Below are 18,701 nucleotides of genomic sequence, written 5' to 3'. Positions count from 1 at the left end.
CTCCCCCTCAAGCCCCGTGTTCGTCGAGGCGCAGAATGCTCGGCTGCCACGGGCCGAGATGCAAAGTGTGATCGGGCATCGGGCGGATCGAGCCCAGCTCGCCCCCGACCGTCACCCAGTTGCCCGGCGGAACGGTGGCGTTCACCGGATGATCGGACAGGTTGAAATAGCACAGGATCGTCTCCTCCTCGTTCCTGCGCGTGAAGACCAGCAGGTCGCCGGAGCAATACATATCCTCCATCGCACCGGTCCGAAGCACGTCGTGATTGCGACGGAACGCGATCGCGCGGCGGTAATGGTGCAGTAGCGAGGCCGGGTCGTGCTCGGCCACATCGGTCGCGATATTCTGGTGCGTGGTCGGCACCGGAAGCCACGGGCGCGCCTGCGAGAAGCCCGCATAGGCGGCGTCGCGCTCCCAGACCATCGGGGTCCGGCAGCCGTCGCGGCCTTTGAACTCGGGCCAGAACTCCTTGCCGTAGGGGTCTTGCAGATCTTCGAAGGACAGTTCCGCTTCGTGCAGCCCAAGTTCCTCGCCCTGATAGAGACAGAGCGATCCGCGCAGGCACATCATCAGCGTCGTATAGAGCCGTGCCGAGGCGGGCGTCAGGTTCCAGCGAGAAATATGGCGCTCCACGTCGTGGTTCGAGTAGGCCCAGCAGACCCAGCCGTCCTTGGCGACCGCATCGACCTTGTCGAACACGGATTTGATGAACTCCGCCTTGAGCGGCTCGTGCCCCGACAGAAGCTCGAACGCGTAGGACATCTGCATCTTGTCCGCGCCGGAGGTGTATTCGCCAAGGATCTCCAGCCCGCGCTGGCTGTCGCCCACTTCGCCGACGGCTGCGGCGTTGTAATTGTTCATCAGCGTCCGGAGCTTGCGCAGGAAGCGCAGGTTCTCGGGGTTGTTCTTGTCGTAGATGTGGCGCTGGTGATTATAGGGGTTCACCTTGGGCGCGGTCTGATCGTTACGCTCTTCCGGCGGCAGCGGCGGGTTATCGCGCAGCTCGTCGTCATGCATGTAGAAATTGATCGTGTCGAGGCGGAAGCCATCGACGCCGCGCTCCAGCCAGAACTGCGCCACGTTGAGCAATTCCTGCGTCACTTCCGGATTGTGGAAGTTCAGATCGGGCTGCTCCACGAGGAAGTTGTGCATGTAATACTGCTCGCGCCGGCTGTCCCAATGCCAGCCCGGCCCGCCGAAAATCGACAGCCAGTTATTGGGCGGCGTGCCATCGGGCTTGGGATCGGCCCAGACATACCAGTCGGCCTTGGGGTTATCCCGGCTCGACCGGCTTTCCTGAAACCACGGGTGCTGATCGGAGGTATGGCTCAGCACCAGATCGATCATCACCTTCAGACCCAGCGCATGGGCCGTCGCGATCACCTGGTCGAAATCGGCAAGGCTGCCGAACATCGGATCGACATCGGTGTAATCGCTGACGTCATAGCCGAAATCCTTCATCGGAGAGGTGAAGAAAGGCGAAATCCAGACCGCGTCCGCCCCGAGGCTCGCGACATGCGGCAGGCGTCTGACGATCCCGAGAAGATCGCCGATGCCGTCGCCATTGCTGTCTTGAAAGCTGCGCGGATAGATCTGGTAGATCACTGCTCCGCGCCACCAGTCTTCTTTCTTTGTAAGGGTTTTCATCAACCACCTTTAACCGAACCCGCCAGCAGACCGCGGACGAGATATTTCTGCATTGCGAAGAACACCAGGAGCGGCACGGCGATCGAGATGAAGGCGGCGGACGCCAGAATACCCCAATCGCCGCCGCGCGACCCCAGAAGGTCGTCGGCGATCTTCACGGTCATCACCTTCGACGCGTCATTGGCCGGAAGGAAGACTTTCGCGACAAGTAGGTCGTTCCAGACCCAGAGGAACTGGAAGATTGCAAAAGAAGCGAGCGCCGGGAATGACAAAGGCAGCACGATTTTCATGAAGATCTGGAAATCTGTCGCCCCGTCGACCTTCGCGCTCTCGATGATGTCACGCGGCAGACCCACCATGTAATTCCTGAGCAGGTAGATCGCGAGCGGCAAGCCGAAGCCGGTATGGGCCAGCCATATCCCGAGGAAGCTTTGCCCGATGCCGATCTCCTGATGGAGCCGCAGAAGCGGCACCAACGCGAGCTGCAGTGGCACGACCAGAAGGCCCACGACGGCCGCGATCAACAGACCGCGGCCCGGGAACTCCATCCAGGCCAGCGCATAGGCCGCGAAAGCCGCGACGAGGATCGGGATGATCGTCGCCGGGATCGTCACCGTCAGCGTGTTCATGAAGGCCTGCCCCATGCCGTCGGAGAACAGCACGTTGCGATAATTGGCCAGCGTGAAGGCGGGCGGCATCTCGGCCACGAAATAGACCCGCGGGCCCGAGCCCTCGAAGCTCGTCTTCGACGTGGCCTTGTAGGTGCCGTCCTTGGCGACGCTCAGCGTGCCGCCATCGCCGGTATCGACCGTCTCGCCCGCCTTGTAGGCGCCCGGCTTGATGCCCGAGGTGCCGAAGGCGGTGATCGTCGTGCCCGGTTTCAGGTCATTCGCGTTCTGCCCGTTATTGAGCAGATCGCCCTCGAGCACGTAGAGCCCGTCGACCTGTTTCTCACCGTCGGCCGGGATGCGGTCGCGGAAGGCTTTCTCGACCGAGAATGCCGCGTCCCACCAGCCCGACTGACTGATCTGGTCCGTCGTCCGGAAGGAGCTGACCAGGAGCCCCACCGTCGGCACGAGCCAAAGCACCACCATGAAGACGACCGAGAGTTGCACCGCCCATGTCAGGCGCGATTTCTGTCCTGCGATAGCGGCCATCAGCGCGTCTCCCTACGGGCTTGAATGATGTTCCAGATCATCACCGGCAGCACGATGATCATGATGACGAAGGCCACAGCCGTCGCGCGCCCGTCGTCGCGGAACATGTATTGCATCATGTAGCTGGGCAGGATCTGGGTGCCGAAATTCCCGCCCGTCGTTGCGTAGACGATGTCGAAGACCTTGAGCACGAGGATCGTGATCGTGGTCCAGACCACGACGATCGTCGGCATGATCTGAGGCACCTTGATCTTGAAGAACAGCTGGAACGGGTTTGCCCCGTCGAGCACCGCGGCTTCGATCGTCTCCTCGGGGATCCCGCGCAGCGCGGCCGACAGGATCACCATCGCGAAGCCGGTCTGGATCCAGATCAGGATCACCATCAGGAAGAAGTTGTTCCAGAACGGCACCTGCAACGGGTCGAGCGGCTGCATGTGGAAGGCCACGCGGATCGCGTTGATCATCCCGATATCGGGGTTCACCGCATAGACGAATTTCCAGATCAGCGAAGCACCCACGAAAGAGATCGCCATCGGCATGAAGATCAGCGATTTCGCGATGTTACCCCACTTGATGCGGTCGGTGAGCTGCGCGGCCAGCAGACCGAGGAAGGTCGCGAGCGCAGGCACGACAAGCACCCAGAGGAAGTTGTTGAACACGGCCTGACGGAAGCTCGCATCCATCGCGAGCCGCTCGTAATTGCCAAGGCCGATGAAGGTCCCGCCATCGCGGTTGAACAGCGAGCGCCAGAACGAGCCCACCACCGGATAGGCGAGATACAGACCGAGCGCGAAGATCGCCGGGAACAGGAACAGCCAGGGGCGGACCATGTTCGCGCGGTTGATGTTGCGCCCCGGATCGGCGCCTTTCGGCGGGAAGATGACTCGGTCGAGGACGATGTTGGCGGCGTAGAAATAGGCCACACAACCGCCCACCCCGAGCGCGATCGTTATCAGCCCCTGCAAGATCGGTGACATCAGGTCCCTCCCCGAACCGGCGTGTGAAGATGCAAACGCCCCCGGAAAAACGCTCCGGGGGCGCAGGCGTTGGTTACTTCTGGATGCTGTCCCAGCGCTTCTGGACCGCGTCGGCGGCCTCTTGCGCGGTCTCGTCACCGGTCGTGTAGGCGACCATCGCCTTCCAGAACGCATCGGTACCGATCTCGCCCGGCATCTGGTCCGACCCGTCGAAGCGGAAGGTCGTGGCGTCCAGCAGGATCGAGTTCATGTGACGCTGCACGTCATTGGCGAAGGCCGCCGGATTGACGTTCTTGTTCGGCGTCAGGAAGCCCGATTGCGCCATCCAGATTTCCGAGGCGATCGGCGTCTCGAGGAACTTGATGAAGGCCTCGGCAGCCTTGGAGTCCTTGGTGATGCCGAACATCGTGCCCGCGCCGAGAACCGGTTTACCCAGATCCTTGTCTGCATAGGCCGGGAAGTAGAAGAAGTTCACGTCCTGACCGACTTTGGTCCCTTCGGGGAAGAAGGTCGGGATGAAGCTCGCCTGCTTGTGCATGTAGCATTTCGGCGGGAAGTCGAAGAGACCCTTCGGGCTGTCGCGGAAGTCGGTGGTGGCCACCGCCTGCTCGCCGCCTTCGGCGAAACCGGGGGTCTTGGCGAACCAACCGTAATCCTTGATCGCCTCGACGACCTTGGGATCGTTGAACTTCAGCTTGTTGGTGACCCAATCGTCATAGGTCTCGGGCGACTGCGTGCGCAGCATGATATCCTCGACCCAGTCGGTCGCGGGCCAGCCGGTCGCCGCCCCCGAACCCAGACCGATACACCACGGCGTGCCGCCATCGGCCTTGATCTGCTCGGTCAGCGCCTTCAGATCCTCCATGGTCTCAGGCACCTTGTAGCCCGCTTCCTTGAAGTTCTCCGGCACGTACCAGACGAGCGATTTCAGGTCCGCCTTGAACGGGAAGGTGAAGGTCTGCGCCTCGCCATCCTTGTTCTTGTAGGTGGACAGATCCTCCCAGGATTTTCCGGCGGCGTAATTGTTCTTGATCCAGTCGCCCGTCCCGTCGGGCATCGGCGTCAGGTATCCCTGGCGGGCCATGTCCGATGCGAGACCCGGCTGCGGGAACACCGCGATATTCGGGGGCGTGCCGGCCTTGGCGGCGATCACGATATCCTGCTCGAAGCTCTCCGACCCCGAGTAGTTCACCTTGGCCCCGGTCGCGGCTTCGAAATAAGCCAGAACGCTCTCAAAGAGCGCCTTGTCATTGCCGGTCCACGGGCCGGTGATCGTCAGCGTCTCGCCGCTCAGATCGGTGTCGCTCTTGAATTGGTCATAGCTTTGCCAGTCGAACTTGTCGCCGTCGCTGCCCGGCGCGAATTTGAGATCCTGCGCGTTAGCGAGCCCGGCCGACAGCGCCAGCGCCGCGATCCCAAGCATCAGATGTTTGGTCATGAAATCCTCCCGGTGTGTCGCGCTTTTCGGCTTGGCGACTCGCCCTACCCAAAGCGCTTTGGACGTCTGCGACCGTTTCAGAGCCTCGCAGCGATGTCAACAAAACGCGCTCTCGTCGTGTTCAAATATACTCTATATCGTCGTTGGTTGCGCGCAGCTACACGCCGCGGCGCAGCAGGAGGAACGCCGCGCGCGCAGCATTGACGGCATGCGAGGCTAAGCCTAGTCTCGCCTCCAATCCAAAGCGGTTTGGCTTTTAGAACCCGATATGAATCTCAAGACCTTGGCACAGGAACTGGGGCTGTCCCCCACCACGGTGAGCCGCGCGCTCAATGGCTATCCGGAAGTTTCGGAAGCCACGCGCCGCCGCGTGCGCGAAGCTGCCGAGGCCGCGAACTACCACCCCAATACGCAGGCGAAACGGCTTGCGACGGGACGGACGATGGCGATCGGTCACATCATCCCGATCTCGGATCGGCACGAGATCGTGAACCCGGTCTTCGCCGATTTCATCGCTGGCGCGGGTGAAGTCTATGCGCAGCGGGGCTACGACATGGTCATGACGATCGTGCCCGACGATTCCGAGGCCCGCGCCTATGCCGAACTGCGCTCGAAAGGCAATGTCGACGGCGTGCTGATCCACGCGCCGAAAGTCGGGGATCACCGGATCGAGATGCTCGACGCGCTGGGACTGCCTTACGTTCTGCACGGGCGGGTCAGCGGATCGGATTCCGCCTTCAGCTGGGTCGACGTGAACAACAAGCGCGCCTTCGAGCGGGCCACGAATTTCCTGCTCGATCTGGGTCATCGGCGGATCGCGCTGATCAACGGCATCAAAGAGATGGATTTCGCCTGCAGGCGTCGACGCGGCTACGAGGCGGCGCTCCGGGCGCGCGGCCTTCCGGTCGATCCCGACCTGATCGTCGAGGGCGAGATGACCGAGGCACAGGGCCATGATGCGGCGCGCGAGATGTTGCAATGGCCCGACCCGCCGACCGCCTTCCTGACCGCCTCGCTGCTCTCAGCGATGGGGGCGCGACGCGGCATCGAAGAGGCCGGGCTGGTGATGGGGCGCGATGTCTCAATCGTGACCCATGACGACGAGCTGGGCTACCTGAGAAACGGCACGGCGGAAGAGCCGATCTTCACCGCGACGCGCTCGTCGGTGCGCGAGGCGGGACGACGCTGCGCGGCGCTGCTGATCGAGCAGATCGAGAGCGGCGACCGCAGACCGCGCCACGAACTGATGGAGGCGGTTCTGGTTCTCGGCCAGTCCACCGGACCCGTCCCCGCACAATGAGGCGCGCCGCGCCCGAATTGAAACCAATTTTACACACAGGATGAAGATGCTTCCGAAACGCTCTGATTTTCCTGCCGATTTCCAGTTCGGCGTTGCCACCTCCTCCTACCAGATCGAGGGCCATTCCTTCGGTGGCGCAGGCCCGACCCACTGGGACACATTCGCCGCCACACCGGGCAATGTCGTGCGCGCCGAGAATGGCGCCGTGGCCTGCGATCACTACCACCGCTGGGAAGAAGACCTCGACCTGATCGCCAATGCAGGATTCGACATCTACCGCTTCTCGACCTCCTGGGCGCGCGTGATGCCCGAAGGGCGCGGCCCGGTGAATCGCGAGGGTCTGGATTTCTACGACCGGCTGGTCGACGGGATGCTGGAGCGCGGGCTGAAACCGGCGCTCACGCTCTATCACTGGGAGCTGCCCGCGCCGCTCGCCGACAAGGGTGGTTGGCGCAACCGCGATATCGCCTCCTGGTTCGCCGACTTCACGCAGGTCATCGCGGATCGTCTGGGCGACCGGATCTGGTCCGCCGCCCCGATCAACGAGCCTTGGTGCGTCAGTTGGCTGAGCCACTTCCTCGGCCATCACGCGCCGGGCCTGCGCGACATTCGCGCGACGGCGCATGCGATGCATCACGTTCTGCTCGCCCATGGCAAGTCGACGCGTGTGATGCGCGCGCACGGGATGAAGAACCTCGGCGCGGTATGCAATCTGGAATACCCGATCCCCGCCGATGACAGCCCCGAGGCCGCCGCCGCTGCAGATCTCTATGATGCCTATTACAACCGCTTCTTCGTTGAGGGCATCTTCAAGGGCCGTTACCCCGAGCAGGTGATGGAAGCCTTCGCGCCGCACATGCCGCATAACTGGGAAGACGATTTCGCTCTGATCGGCGAGAAGCTCGACTGGCTGGGGCTCAATTACTACACCTGCAAGCGCATCGCGCCCACCGAGGGCCCGTGGCCCGCGCATCACGAGGTCGACGGCCCGCTGCCGAAAACCGCGATGGGCTGGGAGATCTATCCCGAGGGGCTCTATCAGTTCCTGACCCGTCTCTCGCGCGAATATACCGGTGACCTGCCGCTCTACGTGACCGAGAACGGCATGGCCGCGCCCGACGTGGTCGAGGATGGCAAGGTCGAGGACCCGCATCGCATCGCCTATTACAGCGAGCACCTCGCCGCCGTGCAGCGCGCGATCGCCGGGGGCACCCCCGTGAAGGGCTATATCGGCTGGTCACTGATGGACAATTACGAATGGGCCTTGGGCTACGAGAAACGCTTCGGGCTCGTCCACGTGGACTTCGACAGCTTGCAGCGCACCCCGAAAGCGTCCTATCTGGCGTGGAAAGACGCATTGGGGAGCCGCGGATGAGCGATCAAATCACCCTGCTGGCCGATATCGGCGGCACCAATACCCGGGTCGCGATGGCCCGCGACGGCAAGCTGATCCATTCAACGATCCGTCGTTATCCCAATCTGGGCCGCGGTGCGCTGGAGGAGATTCTCGCTGAATATATCCGCGACGAGGATTGCGGTCCCATTGCGGGTGCCTGCGTGGCCGCCGCCGGCCCGGTGCGCGACGACGTAGCCGAGATGACCAATCTCGCCTGGATAATCCGTGCCGACAATATCGCGCGCCTGACCGGGACGGATCAGGTCTTCGTGCTCAACGATCTGCAGGCGCAGGGTCATGCGCTGGGAAGTCTCGCCGAGGATGCCGTGCGTCCGATCCTGCCCGGGTTGCCCGCGAAGGAAGGCTCCGCGCGGCTGGTGGTCGGCATAGGCACCGGCTTCAACGCGGCTCCCGTGCACGAGGGCCCCGGCGGCCGCGTCGTCCCCCCTTCCGAGGCCGGACACACCACCTTGCCGATCGAGACCGAGGCCGATTTCGCGCTCAAGACCTATCTCGATGCGAAACATGATTTCGCCAGTGTCGAGCATGTCGTGTCGGGCCGCGGTCTGGAACGTCTCTACGCCTATCTCCGGGGAGAGGAAGACGCGACCACGTCCGGGCAGGAAATCCTCGAAGCGATCACCCGTGGCGAGGAGAAAGCCGTCGCGGCGGGGCAATTGTTCGTTCAGATGCTGGGCCGTGTCGTGGGTGATCTGGCGCTGACCCACCTGCCCTTCGGCGGCATCTACCTGATCGGTGGCGCGGCGCGCGGCGTCGTGCCGTGGCTCGAGGAATTCGGCTTCGCCGAAGCGATGCAGGCCAAGGGCCGCTTCTCGGAGTTCCTGCGCGCCTTCCCGGTCTATGTGATCGAAGACGATTACGCAGCGCTGCAGGGCTGCGCCTCCTATCTTTCTTCGCGGATGTCGCGATAGGCGCGGTTCCGTCAAGCCTATTTTAACGGCTTGGGCTTAGACCTCTTTCACGGATGTGTTTGAAAGAGGTTGCCGATGCGTACGCCCTGCCTTCGTGACTTTCCGGTGGCGCCATGACTGCGCTTACCCTGCCCGACCGGATCGATCTTGCGACCGTGCGCTCGCTGCATGAGTCGCTGACATGCGTGGCGACGCAGGACGTCGCGCTAGATGCCTCCAACGTGACCCATCTCGGGGCGCTTGGGCTACAGCTGCTGGTGTCCGCGGCGAAAACCGCACGAAGCGCGGGCCACCGCCTCGAGATCACGTCGAGCTCCGAGGCATTCGACAGCGCGCTCGCCCGGTTCGGCCTCTCGCGCGCCGATCTGCAACATCAGCCGGATGCGGAGGCCGTATGACCCTGAAAGTCCTCGCGGTCGACGACAGCCGCACCATTCGCGACATGCTCAAACTCACCCTCGAACACGCCGGGATGGAGCTTTATCTCGCCGAAGACGGCGTGCACGGGCTGGAGGTTCTCGACGGGCTGGAGCCTGACGCGATCATCTCCGACATCAACATGCCGCGCCTAGACGGGTTCGGCTTCATCGAGGCTGTGCGCGGCCAGGAACGCCACCGCGCCACCCCGATCCTCGTCCTCACCACCGAATCCGCGGCAGAACTGAAAGCCCGCGCCCGCGCCGCCGGGGCGACCGGCTGGATCGTGAAGCCTTTCGACCCGACCAAGCTGGTCAAGGCGCTCAACATGGTTGCCGGATAAGGAGCACGACATGTCCGACCCGATGGCAGAAATCAAAGCGTCCTTCTTCATCGAATGCGAAGAGCTGCTCGAAAGCCTGCAAGACGCGCTCTCCGACCTCGACGAAGGGGCCGACGATGGCGAAACGATCAACGTCGTCTTTCGGGCGGTCCATTCGATCAAGGGCGGCGCCGGCGCCTTCGGCCTCGATGCGCTGGTCGCTTTCGCCCATCGCTTCGAAACCGTGCTGGACGAACTGCGCTCCGGAAGGCTCGCCCTCACGCCCGAAGCGGTGAAACTATTCTTTCAGGCGGCCGATTTGCTCACCGACGAGATCCATGCTGCCCGCGAAGGCTCACCTGAACCCGCAACCGCCGAGGCCTGCCTGCAGTCTCTCGAAGCGCTTTTGGGCGAGAGCGGGGCAGAGCGCGTGGCGGAAGCGGAAGACGATGAGGTTTCAGATTTCCAACCGATGGGTCTTGCGCTCGATCTCGACTTCGATTTCGCGCCGGTGGAGGCACCTCCGTCGGGCTTCAACCTGGAGTTCCGCCCGGATACCGCTCTCTACGCCTCTGGCAACGAACCGCTCCAACTCCTGCGAGCCCTTTCCGATATTGCAGATATCTCCGTCGTGACCGACACGACTGCGGTCCCGTCGCTCGACGCGCTCGACGCCGAGGAGAACAATCTCGGCTGGTCGGTACAGATCACCGGGGATATCGGAGAAGACGAAATTCGCGAGGTCTTCGAATTCGTCGAAGATGTCTGTCAGCTCGATATCTCCCCGACACTAGAAACACCCGAAGTGCCCCCCGCGGGGCTCCCCGCCATCGATAGCGAACTGCGCGAATACGCCCACGAAGAGGAAGACGACGGCCAAGATCTTGAATCGGAGGCGCAGAGTTCGGAAAACGCCGCCCCTCCCCGAGCGGAAGAGGGAGCCGAGGCCGCGCCCGCAGCCCCCTCGCGCAAGGCCGATCCGTCCCCCACCGGGCATCAATCTGAGACTGCGAAGCCAACCGCTGCGCAGCCCGCAGCCGCCGCCACCCCCGCGCCGGCCGCCGAACACGGTGCCACAGTGCGCGTCGACATCGAGCGTATCGATCGTCTGGTGAACCTTGTCGGCGAATTGGTGATCAACCAAGCGATGCTCGCCCAATCCGTCGCCGAAGCCGGGCTTCCGCCCAACTCAGCCGTAAATACTGGGCTCGAAGCTTTCATGATGCTCACTCGCGACATCCAGGACAGCGTAATGATGATCCGCGCCCAGCCGGTCAAACCGCTGTTCCAGCGAATGGCCAGGATCGTTCGCGAGGCCTCCTCGGCAATCGGAAAGGATGTCCGCCTCAAGACCGAAGGGGAGACCACCGAGGTCGACAAGACCGTCATCGAACGCCTCGCCGATCCACTCACCCACATGATCCGCAACGCCGTCGATCATGGTCTCGAAGCCCCGGACACGCGCGTGGCCGCAGGCAAACCACGCGAAGGCATCGTCACCCTCTCGGCCCACCATCGCTCCGGCCGGGTCGTCATAGAAGTCAGCGATGACGGCGGCGGCATCAACCGCAAGAAAGTCTTCGGCAAAGCCGTCGAAAAAGGCCTGATCGCCGCCGATGCCCAACTCTCGGACAGCGAAATCGACAACCTGCTCTTCCTACCCGGCTTCTCCACCGCCGATCAGGTTTCGGCGCTTTCAGGTCGGGGAGTCGGCATGGACGTCGTCAAAAGCTCGATTCAATCCCTCGGCGGTCGAATCTCGATCACCTCCGCCCCCGGCAAAGGCAGCTGCTTTTCGATTTCCCTGCCGCTGACACTCGCCGTGCTCGACGGCATGGTCGTCAATGTGGCCGGAGAAACCCTCGTCGTACCTCTCTCGTCGATCCTTGAAACGGCCACGCTAACGAGTGAAGACATCCGCGCACTCGGGCCATCGACCAATGTGATCCACCTGCGCGGTGCCTTCGTGCCCCTTTTCGATCTCGGCGCGGAACTCGGATACCGAGACCCGAAGAACTCCTATAGCGGAGATGTCGTCCTGCTCACAGCGCAGGAAGACGGCGCCCGATCCGCACTTGTCGTCGATTCAATACTCGAGCAACGGCAGGTGGTGATCAAAGGCCTCCAGCAGTCCTACGGTCACATTCCGGGCGTCGCTGCGGCGACAATCCTCGGCGATGGTCAGATCGCGCTCATTCTCGACCCTGCCGATCTCGTGCAAACCGCCTCGGGCAACACCCGCGCCATCGATCTCTCACTCGCAGGATAAGCCATGACCGAAGACATTTCGTCCAAATCTGAAGCCGCCGAAGTCGAGCTCCTCTCCTTCCGTCTGGGCGAAGAGGAATACAGCGTCGACATCATGTCGGTCCGCGAGATCCGCGGTTGGACCCGCGCCACCCCACTGCCCCACGCGCCCACCTTCGTACGCGGCGTGATCAACTTGCGTGGCACGGTTCTGCCCGTTGTAGATCTTTCCGTTCGCCTGGGAATGGAACCGGTCGCAGGCGATGCTCGCAACGTGATAATCGTCGTTCAGGTCGGCGGGCAAACTGCAGGACTCCTCGTCGACGCGGTCTCCGACATCCTCGCCCTCCCCCGGTCGGAGATGCAACCTCCGCCCGATCTCAACGCCGACATCTCGCAACGCTACATTTCGGCGCTCACGATCGTCGAAGGCCGAATGATCCGGATCCTCGACCTCACGTCCGTACTCCCGCAAGAGGCGATCGAGGCCGCATGAACGCTCCGCAGTCCACATTGGGGCAAGTCGCGCCAACAGAGGCGGAGTTTAGCGCGATCGCACAGCTCCTTTCCGACACGACGGGCATTGTGCTCGCGCCCGGCAAAACCTCGATGGTCCAAAGCCGTCTTGCTAAACGGCTCAGGGCCTTGGGGCTCGCAACCTACAAGGACTATATTGCGCTCGTGAGCTCCGAGGGGGGGCGAGACGAATGCCGTCGCATGGTTTCGGCTCTCACGACGAATGTCACCCATTTCTTCCGTGAGAACCACCACTTCGAGACACTGCGCCAAGTAGTGCTCCCCCCCCTCCTGGAAGAAGCCCGCCGCGGAGGCCGCGTTCGTCTGTGGTCAGCGGGATCCTCGAACGGTCAAGAAGCCTACTCGATCGCCATGACAATCGCCGAGCTCGCTCCCGATTTCGCGACCCTGAACCTGCGTATTCTTGCAACCGACATCGATCCTCTCATGATCGAACAGGGCGCGAAGGGGAGCTATCCCGCAGCTGCGCTTGAGGCGGTGCCTGAGAAACTGCGCAAAAAATATTTTCGACAGGAAGGCGAAGATTATCAAGTTGATCCGAATCTTCGCGGTCTTGTGCAGTTCCGTGAACTCAATCTCCACGACCGCTGGCCAATGCGCGGAAAATTCGACGTGATCTTTTGTCGCAACGTCGTCATCTACTTCGCGCCGGCAGCGCAGGCCCTACTCTGGGAGCGGTTCGAAGAACAGCTGACACCAGGGGGATACCTCTTTGTTGGCCATTCTGAACGGGTAACGGACGGGAAACACTCGAATCTCCGAACCGCAGGCGTCACGACCTATCAACTGACTAATCGAACCAGCAGGATCTGACTTCATGGCATTGAGAGACCAATTGCGTATCCTCGTGGTCGACGACATGTCGACGAGTCGAGGTCTCATTATGCAAGCGCTCGACGCGATGGGTATTCGACAGGTCGGATACGCGACCGACGGTCAAAGCGCACTTCAGAGCCTCGAAGCCAAGCCCGTTCATCTTGTGATCTCTGACTACAACATGCCCGGAATGGACGGCTTGCAGTTCCTTCAGGCAATGCGAAAGAACGCACGCACGAAGGGGCTAGGATTTATCCTGATCACCGGACGAGCCGATCGCGAAATCATCGAGACTGGCCGACGTCTTGGGATGAACAACTTCATCAAGAAACCATTCACCCCGCCCGAACTGAAAGCGTGTATCGAAGCTGTCGTGGGACGTTTGTAATGCGGCAATACGCCCGCCAACTCCCAGTCAGAGACATCACCGCACGCGTCGGGCGAGAATTGGAAACGCTCGCTCGCTTGTCGGTTTCACTCCAGAAAACGCTTTCAGCAAGCGGGATTGACGGCGATCTCTCGCCGCATATCGTTCGTGAGATTCAAAGCATTGATTTCATAAGTCAATCTCTTGAAGACCTCGGGGCTTTCGTCAACAAGCTCTCTGAGCAGATATCGCCCGACCTCGCCTGCGACGCAGACACGGTTTTTGCCTCACTTCGGCTTCAAGACCTTGCAGCAGCTCTCGATCCCGAGCATTTTGCCGAGTTTCAAAAACGCGCCACTGACGGTGACGTCAGTTGGTTTTGAAGTAGCTGAGCTTCCGAATACAATTTGAGACTCGATTAAGCCATGCCCGAACTACGAAGGAAGGCAACGTGTTTTTCATCCGACGTACTAGAACAACTCGATGTCGAGAGACGGCGCTGGTGCAATCTCGCGTTCAAGAACCTCTGCATCCCCGAGCAGCTTCTGGCGCGCTCGCCCGGTGTCAGGCCAAAACACTATCCGACGCGCTTGCGAGCCCCCTAGGCTTTGGCTGACACAGGGGATACCCTCCTTGGCGAGGAACTCGATTGAAAACTTGCTGTTCTTCAATCCGATATCCGATAGTCCATTGACCATGCGCGCGCCACCGAAGAGCTTCGCGCAAAGGTCACCACGTTGCGCACCCTGCTTGATAAGTTCATTTATCAGCAGTTCCATTGCGTTCACACCAAAGCTCGCCGCTTGAAAAGTTGAGCCGGTGGTATCTGGCAAGAGAAAGTGATTCATTCCGCCAACACGCGCTTTCCCATCGTAAAGACAGCAGGCCACACAGGAACCAAGGATGGTCGTGATAGATTGCGCTCCCGCTCCTGCGACAAGAAACTCACCTTGCGAAATGTGGATTGGCCGACCTGAAGCAACGGCGCTCATGTACCACCCACCTTGCCTTCCGGCGCGGAAATCTGAGCAGATCTAGTCAGAATTTCTTGCGAAATCTCTTCCAGCGGAACCGAATAGGACGCGGCTCCAAGTTCAAGAGCAGCACGCGGCATTCCAAAAACGATCGATGTCGCTTCATCTTGGGCGAAACAATGTGCTCCAGCTCTGCGAAGTTGCAACATTCCCTCCGCCCCGTCCCTTCCCATACCGGTGAGCAAAACAGCGACCGCCTTCGCCGCTATCTCGACCGCAGATTCGAATAGCACATCCACTGACGGGCGATGCCCGTTTCGCTTCTCGCTCTCGATCAATGCGAGTTCAGGAGCTTTCGCGTTTCGAACCGTGAGATGCGTTGCGCCACCAGGCGCGAGATAAACATGACCTTGCTCAAGAGACGTCCCCGTCATGCCGAGGCGAACGTTTGGCGCTATCATGCGATCGAGTCGTTCGGCGAAGCTCGCTAGGAAGCTTTCCGGCATATGTTGCGCGATGAGGGTGGGAGGGCAATTCCCGGGAAACCCTTTCAGTATCGTCTCAAGCGCGTCGACACCACCGGTCGAGGAACCGATAAGCACGATTTGACCGTCCCACCGAAAGTTTCGCGCGGGTGTAATCGCGGCGCGATCACGCGCTCTTTGAGGTAGTCGCGCGTTCGCACTTGCGAGAAGAATTTCCGGAAGCACTTCGAAACTTCTTTCGAGATTACCGAACCGAGGCTTTCCAACGCAGTCAATCGCTCCGAGGGCGAGCGCTTCGATTGCCGCACGCGATCCTTTATGTGTTTCTGTCGACACCATGACCACGGGGATCGGCCGTAAACGCATGAGGCGTTCGAGGAAAACGAGACCGCTCATTCGCGGCATCTCGACATCGAGTGTGATCACATCGGGCAAAAGCATTTTTATTTTTTCGCGCGCCTCGAACGCGTCTGCCGCCTCGCCGACCACGACAAGCCGCCGGTCCGTCGCGAGGCGCGCCCGAATAAGCTTACGCATCGTAGCGGAGTCATCGACGATGAGAACCCGTTTGGCGGAAGCAAAATCATCCGGCATCAGTTTTCCCTCGAGCGTACTCAAAATTCTTCCCAGTCTTCGGCTGCAAAGCTGGCGGCGCGCGGCGTCGTGTCGCCGACCGCGCGCGAAAGCTCGACGTTCCCGTCTTTTTCGTTCGATGTTACTTGCGACAACTCGGAGCGCTCGCGCGCAGGCGGCGAGAGTGACTGCGTATTGACTGTAAATTGCGCTGTGATGTCGCGCAGTGAAGTCGCGTTTGTGGTCAAGGCGTGGCTCGCCGCTGTGGTTTCTTCGAACATTGCAGCGTTTTGTTGGGTCACCTGGTCGAGCTGATTGACCGCGGTATTGATCTCCTTGAGTCCTTCCGCCTGTTCACGCGCGCCGCCCGCTATTTCTGAAACGCGCGTTGAAATGTCCATCACCGCGCCGAGAATACCCTCGAGGGCGCGACCGGTTTCATGGACGAGGCCGACGCCGCGCGTAACCTGTTCGCTCGACGCGGTGATCAGGGCATCGATCTCGCGAGCGGCCTCCGAAGAGCGCTGCGCGAGGGCACGCACCTCTGAGGCGACGACGGCGAAGCCGCGCCCCGCTTCACCCGCGCGCGCAGCTTCGACGCCGGCATTAAGTGCGAGAAGGTTGGTCTGGAACGCGATTTCGTCGATCACGCCGATGATTTTGGAAATCTGAAGCGAGCTGGTTTCGATCTCGCCCATAGCTTGAATTGCCTGTTTCACCACTTCGCCCGATGTCTCGGCGCTATTACGGGCCTCGGAGACCACGCGATCCGTTTCGGCCACCCCTTGCGCCGAGGTTGTGACAGACGATGACAATTCATCGAGCGCGGCAGCCGTTTCTTCGAGCGTGGCGGCCTGTTGTTCGGTTCTGCGACTGAGATCGTCAGAAGCCGACGCGATCTCACGGGCCTCGGTATCGATCGCCGCCGCGTTGTCTATCACGGTTTCGATTGCTGCAGCGAGATTTCGCGCTGCAGCATTGAAGTCATTGCGCAGCGCCTCGTATTCCTCGGTGAACTCCATGTCGAGAGTCAGGCTCAGGTCGCCGCGCGAGAGGGCGGCAAGGCCGACCTGCAAGGACTCGACCACCGATTTCTGCGCCTCCAGCATTGCAAGGTTGCGGTTCTGCGCGGCGGTGAGAGCGGTCTCTGCCGCAGTCACGTCATTCGCCATGAGAAAAATCTTCATCAAGCGACCGGCTTTGTCCGAGATCCCATTCAGCGTGCCGTCGAGCAGGTAGGCATCTCCCTCCGGGGCGCGCATCGTGAAGCGGGCGATCACGGACTGCCCGGCAGCGACCGTGGGCCAAGGATCGCTGCCATCGATAGGGCTCAGCCATTCCTTCAGCGGCTGCCCTGTCAGGTTTTGCGCCTGCGCTCCAAGGAGCGTCTGCATATTTGCGTTCATTCGCGTCACCAAGCCCGCAGGATCCGTTTCGCAAACGAGTTGGCCACGCTCGATGGCCGAAACGAGCGCATCCTTCATGCGACGCTCGGTGACATCTTGCCATTCGACGACAAAACCGGCCTGATTGCCGTCGGCATCGACAAAATTGGTGACGTCGACTCCGAAACGGCCATCACCGACCTTGATATCGACATGAAGCGGCAATTTGCCGGGATCATCGAGCAGCGCACGCGCGTGATGCCGCTCCGCATGGAAGTCGTCCATCGACCGGCCGACGAGACCGTCGGGATCAAGGTCGGGACTGACGACGCGAAACTCCTTGATCCGGGATGCGACCAGTTCTACCAGCGCACGGTTGACATGCGTGATGCGGAAATCCTGATCGACGATCATCAGCGCGGCGGAGGCATTCGCAAAGGCTGCGCCTTGTCGGGTCGCCTCGCGCTGGATGGCTTCGGCACGATCGAGCTCATCGCGCAGGTTGCTCAGCGCCGAGGCGATCGCGCCGACCTCGTCGCCGCGACGGGTCTGCACGATCTCACCGGTGTAATCCCCTTCGCTAATCTTGCGAATGGACTTCGCGAGTCCTTTAAGGGGATTGGAGACAGATCGCGCCATCGAGGTCGACAGCGCCGCAAGCAGAAGGATGAGCCAGGACGCATTGAAAAGCATCGAGCGGGCGAGCGACGTAGCTGGCGCGAAAAGCTCTGCCCTGTCCTGTTCCACGACCGCCCAATAGGGTTCATCGAACAGGGTGAGCGCCAATGTTCGTTCGATTGCCGGGTGCCCCGAAAGCGAAGTCACTTCATCCTGCCCCTGTTTCACGGCATTCAGGGTCGGCTCGGGCAAAGCCTCCCCCGGCTTCGGTGCGGCGTCAGGAAAGCGAAGGTCGCTCATCAGCCGACCTTCCGCATCGATCAGGAACCCCTCACCGGTCTCGCCCATGCCGCGCGGGTTGGCCATGATCTGCCCAAGCTGTGTCATGGGCTTTTGCAAGACCACCGCTCCGAGGTTGAGGCCGGTGCCGCTGCGCACGGGGCGCGCTGCGAAAAACCGCCCCTCGCCGGCGTTGAAATGCGGCGGAGGCACGGCGACGGTGCTTGCCGACACCATGCGCCGCGGCGCGTTCAACCAGTCCAAAGCCTTTGTCGCGGCCTCCTTCAGGCCGGCGGGCTCGTCCCTGAGGGGGTGGCCGATCGCGGCGTGATCACGAACCGCGAAGACGATGCGACCGTCGCGATCGACCAGATAAAGATCGTCCAATCCATGCTCAGCAAAAATCTGTTCGATCACAGGGCCATAGCGGTCCTGCAGCAGGCGGTAGTCCCGCAGAGGGCCGCTCATTTCGCCCGCGGACGCGCCGGCCTCGGCCGTCCCGTTTCTCAAACTATCGATCGCCGCGGAGTCGAGGTTGTCAACGCTTCTTGTGAACTCGTAAAGCGCCCGGGCCGTGTCGGGATTGGCCGAGATCGTGCGCGTGTTGGAAGCAAGCCGCTGCGCCCAGTCTTCCACCAGCGCCGCGCGCGCCTCGAGCGTCCGCCCGAGACGCTGCCTCCCCTCGCTTTCCAGCAACCCGTGCGCGGTGCGATAGGCAGAAATTCCCATGATCGTCAGTGCGACCATTGCGATCGCCACCAGCATCAGCGGTAACTTCAATCCGAGTTTGAGATTGTCGAAAAAGCGCATCAACGTCCTCCGGCGAACTGCGG

Annotated in this window: 17 protein-coding genes; 10 read left to right on the top strand and 7 right to left on the bottom strand. The window is 61.5% G+C overall.

Features of this window, described 5'->3' with window-relative positions:
- Positions 1–7: 7 nt before the first annotated feature.
- From DEM26_RS17945 to DEM26_RS17930, 4 genes are all read right to left on the bottom strand, one after another.
- A complete protein-coding gene (locus tag DEM26_RS17945) occupies positions 8–1,648 on the bottom strand; it encodes an alpha-glucosidase (protein ID WP_075776476.1) in 1,641 nt (546 codons plus the stop codon).
- The gene (locus DEM26_RS17940) at positions 1,648–2,805 is read right to left on the bottom strand and encodes a carbohydrate ABC transporter permease (RefSeq protein ID WP_075776477.1); all 1,158 of its coding nucleotides are present in this window, start codon (positions 2,803–2,805) and stop codon (positions 1,648–1,650) included. The genes DEM26_RS17945 and DEM26_RS17940 overlap by 1 nt, the downstream gene beginning before the upstream one ends.
- Positions 2,805–3,782 (bottom strand): carbohydrate ABC transporter permease, encoded by a 978-nt coding sequence (locus tag DEM26_RS17935; protein ID WP_075776478.1) that lies wholly within the window; start codon positions 3,780–3,782, stop codon positions 2,805–2,807. Before DEM26_RS17935 ends, DEM26_RS17940 begins: the two co-directional genes overlap by 1 nt.
- 73 nt (positions 3,783–3,855) lie before the next feature.
- Entirely contained in the window at positions 3,856–5,220 is a 1,365-nt protein-coding gene (locus tag DEM26_RS17930) for an ABC transporter substrate-binding protein (protein ID WP_088718646.1), read from the bottom strand.
- Positions 5,221–5,488: 268 nt separating this feature from the next.
- On the opposite strand from DEM26_RS17930, the gene DEM26_RS17925 reads away from it, so the two are divergent.
- The 10 genes from DEM26_RS17925 to DEM26_RS17880 all read left to right on the top strand — a co-directional run bounded on the left by DEM26_RS17925 (position 5,489) and on the right by DEM26_RS17880 (position 13,937).
- Complete coding sequence (locus DEM26_RS17925) at positions 5,489–6,520, top strand: LacI family DNA-binding transcriptional regulator (protein ID WP_075776480.1); 1,032 nt, start codon at positions 5,489–5,491, stop codon at positions 6,518–6,520.
- A 46-nt stretch (positions 6,521–6,566) separates the two neighbouring features.
- Positions 6,567–7,895 (top strand): GH1 family beta-glucosidase, encoded by a 1,329-nt coding sequence (locus tag DEM26_RS17920; RefSeq protein ID WP_109173078.1) that lies wholly within the window; start codon positions 6,567–6,569, stop codon positions 7,893–7,895.
- A complete protein-coding gene (locus tag DEM26_RS17915) occupies positions 7,892–8,848 on the top strand; it encodes a glucokinase (protein ID WP_075776482.1) in 957 nt (318 codons plus the stop codon). The genes DEM26_RS17920 and DEM26_RS17915 overlap by 4 nt, the downstream gene beginning before the upstream one ends.
- A 113-nt stretch (positions 8,849–8,961) precedes the next feature.
- Positions 8,962–9,246: an STAS domain-containing protein gene (locus DEM26_RS17910; RefSeq protein ID WP_109172997.1), complete on the top strand. Its 285-nt coding sequence runs from the start codon at positions 8,962–8,964 to the stop codon at positions 9,244–9,246.
- Positions 9,243–9,608, top strand: coding sequence for a response regulator (locus DEM26_RS17905; protein WP_075776484.1), 366 nt, complete (start codon positions 9,243–9,245; stop codon positions 9,606–9,608). The genes DEM26_RS17910 and DEM26_RS17905 overlap by 4 nt, the downstream gene beginning before the upstream one ends.
- Positions 9,609–9,618: 10 nt before the next feature.
- Entirely contained in the window at positions 9,619–11,856 is a 2,238-nt protein-coding gene (locus DEM26_RS17900) for a chemotaxis protein CheA (RefSeq protein WP_109172996.1), read from the top strand.
- 3 nt (positions 11,857–11,859) lie between these two features.
- Positions 11,860–12,330: a chemotaxis protein CheW gene (locus DEM26_RS17895; RefSeq protein WP_075776486.1), complete on the top strand. Its 471-nt coding sequence runs from the start codon at positions 11,860–11,862 to the stop codon at positions 12,328–12,330.
- Entirely contained in the window at positions 12,327–13,184 is an 858-nt protein-coding gene (locus tag DEM26_RS17890) for a CheR family methyltransferase (RefSeq protein ID WP_109172995.1), read from the top strand. The genes DEM26_RS17895 and DEM26_RS17890 overlap by 4 nt, the downstream gene beginning before the upstream one ends.
- Before the next feature lie 4 nt (positions 13,185–13,188).
- Positions 13,189–13,575 (top strand): response regulator, encoded by a 387-nt coding sequence (locus tag DEM26_RS17885; RefSeq protein ID WP_075776487.1) that lies wholly within the window; start codon positions 13,189–13,191, stop codon positions 13,573–13,575.
- Complete coding sequence (locus tag DEM26_RS17880) at positions 13,575–13,937, top strand: hypothetical protein (protein ID WP_088734488.1); 363 nt, start codon at positions 13,575–13,577, stop codon at positions 13,935–13,937. The genes DEM26_RS17885 and DEM26_RS17880 overlap by 1 nt, the downstream gene beginning before the upstream one ends.
- An 87-nt stretch (positions 13,938–14,024) precedes the next feature.
- Here the strand turns inward: DEM26_RS17880 and DEM26_RS17875 are convergent, their stop codons facing one another.
- The 3 genes from DEM26_RS17875 to DEM26_RS17865 are packed head-to-tail and all read right to left on the bottom strand — an operon-like array spanning position 14,025 to position 18,678.
- Positions 14,025–14,546, bottom strand: a complete 522-nt coding sequence (locus DEM26_RS17875) for a chemotaxis protein CheD (RefSeq protein WP_109172994.1) — start codon at positions 14,544–14,546, stop codon at positions 14,025–14,027.
- Positions 14,543–15,631, bottom strand: a complete 1,089-nt coding sequence (locus tag DEM26_RS17870) for a protein-glutamate methylesterase/protein-glutamine glutaminase (protein WP_233243188.1) — start codon at positions 15,629–15,631, stop codon at positions 14,543–14,545. Before DEM26_RS17870 ends, DEM26_RS17875 begins: the two co-directional genes overlap by 4 nt.
- Positions 15,628–18,678 (bottom strand): methyl-accepting chemotaxis protein, encoded by a 3,051-nt coding sequence (locus DEM26_RS17865; RefSeq protein WP_158275156.1) that lies wholly within the window; start codon positions 18,676–18,678, stop codon positions 15,628–15,630. Before DEM26_RS17865 ends, DEM26_RS17870 begins: the two co-directional genes overlap by 4 nt.
- Positions 18,679–18,701: the final 23 nt, after the last annotated feature.

Source organism: Thioclava sp. NG1, from assembly GCF_003122275.1.
Taxonomy (GTDB): Bacteria; Pseudomonadota; Alphaproteobacteria; order Rhodobacterales; family Rhodobacteraceae; genus Thioclava; species Thioclava nitratireducens.
The sequence above is the reverse complement of the archived record's forward strand: the minus strand, read 5'-3'. Positions and strand labels throughout refer to the sequence as shown.

What these genes read in the sequence shown, in the direction of transcription:
- DEM26_RS17890 (WP_109172995.1), top strand. Translation starts at nt 12,327, where the DNA reads ATGAACGCTCCGCAGTCCACATTGGGGCAAGTCGCGCCAACAGAGGCG.
- DEM26_RS17930 (WP_088718646.1), bottom strand. Translation starts at nt 5,220, where the DNA reads ATGACCAAACATCTGATGCTTGGGATCGCGGCGCTGGCGCTGTCGGCC.
- DEM26_RS17915 (WP_075776482.1), top strand. Translation starts at nt 7,892, where the DNA reads ATGAGCGATCAAATCACCCTGCTGGCCGATATCGGCGGCACCAATACC.
- DEM26_RS17900 (WP_109172996.1), top strand. Translation starts at nt 9,619, where the DNA reads ATGTCCGACCCGATGGCAGAAATCAAAGCGTCCTTCTTCATCGAATGC.
- DEM26_RS17885 (WP_075776487.1), top strand. Translation starts at nt 13,189, where the DNA reads ATGGCATTGAGAGACCAATTGCGTATCCTCGTGGTCGACGACATGTCG.
- DEM26_RS17865 (WP_158275156.1), bottom strand. Translation starts at nt 18,678, where the DNA reads ATGCGCTTTTTCGACAATCTCAAACTCGGATTGAAGTTACCGCTGATG.
- DEM26_RS17880 (WP_088734488.1), top strand. Translation starts at nt 13,575, where the DNA reads ATGCGGCAATACGCCCGCCAACTCCCAGTCAGAGACATCACCGCACGC.
- DEM26_RS17895 (WP_075776486.1), top strand. Translation starts at nt 11,860, where the DNA reads ATGACCGAAGACATTTCGTCCAAATCTGAAGCCGCCGAAGTCGAGCTC.
- DEM26_RS17925 (WP_075776480.1), top strand. Translation starts at nt 5,489, where the DNA reads ATGAATCTCAAGACCTTGGCACAGGAACTGGGGCTGTCCCCCACCACG.
- DEM26_RS17920 (WP_109173078.1), top strand. Translation starts at nt 6,567, where the DNA reads ATGCTTCCGAAACGCTCTGATTTTCCTGCCGATTTCCAGTTCGGCGTT.
- DEM26_RS17875 (WP_109172994.1), bottom strand. Translation starts at nt 14,546, where the DNA reads ATGAGCGCCGTTGCTTCAGGTCGGCCAATCCACATTTCGCAAGGTGAG.
- DEM26_RS17905 (WP_075776484.1), top strand. Translation starts at nt 9,243, where the DNA reads ATGACCCTGAAAGTCCTCGCGGTCGACGACAGCCGCACCATTCGCGAC.
- DEM26_RS17935 (WP_075776478.1), bottom strand. Translation starts at nt 3,782, where the DNA reads ATGTCACCGATCTTGCAGGGGCTGATAACGATCGCGCTCGGGGTGGGC.
- DEM26_RS17910 (WP_109172997.1), top strand. Translation starts at nt 8,962, where the DNA reads ATGACTGCGCTTACCCTGCCCGACCGGATCGATCTTGCGACCGTGCGC.
- DEM26_RS17940 (WP_075776477.1), bottom strand. Translation starts at nt 2,805, where the DNA reads ATGGCCGCTATCGCAGGACAGAAATCGCGCCTGACATGGGCGGTGCAA.
- DEM26_RS17945 (WP_075776476.1), bottom strand. Translation starts at nt 1,648, where the DNA reads ATGAAAACCCTTACAAAGAAAGAAGACTGGTGGCGCGGAGCAGTGATC.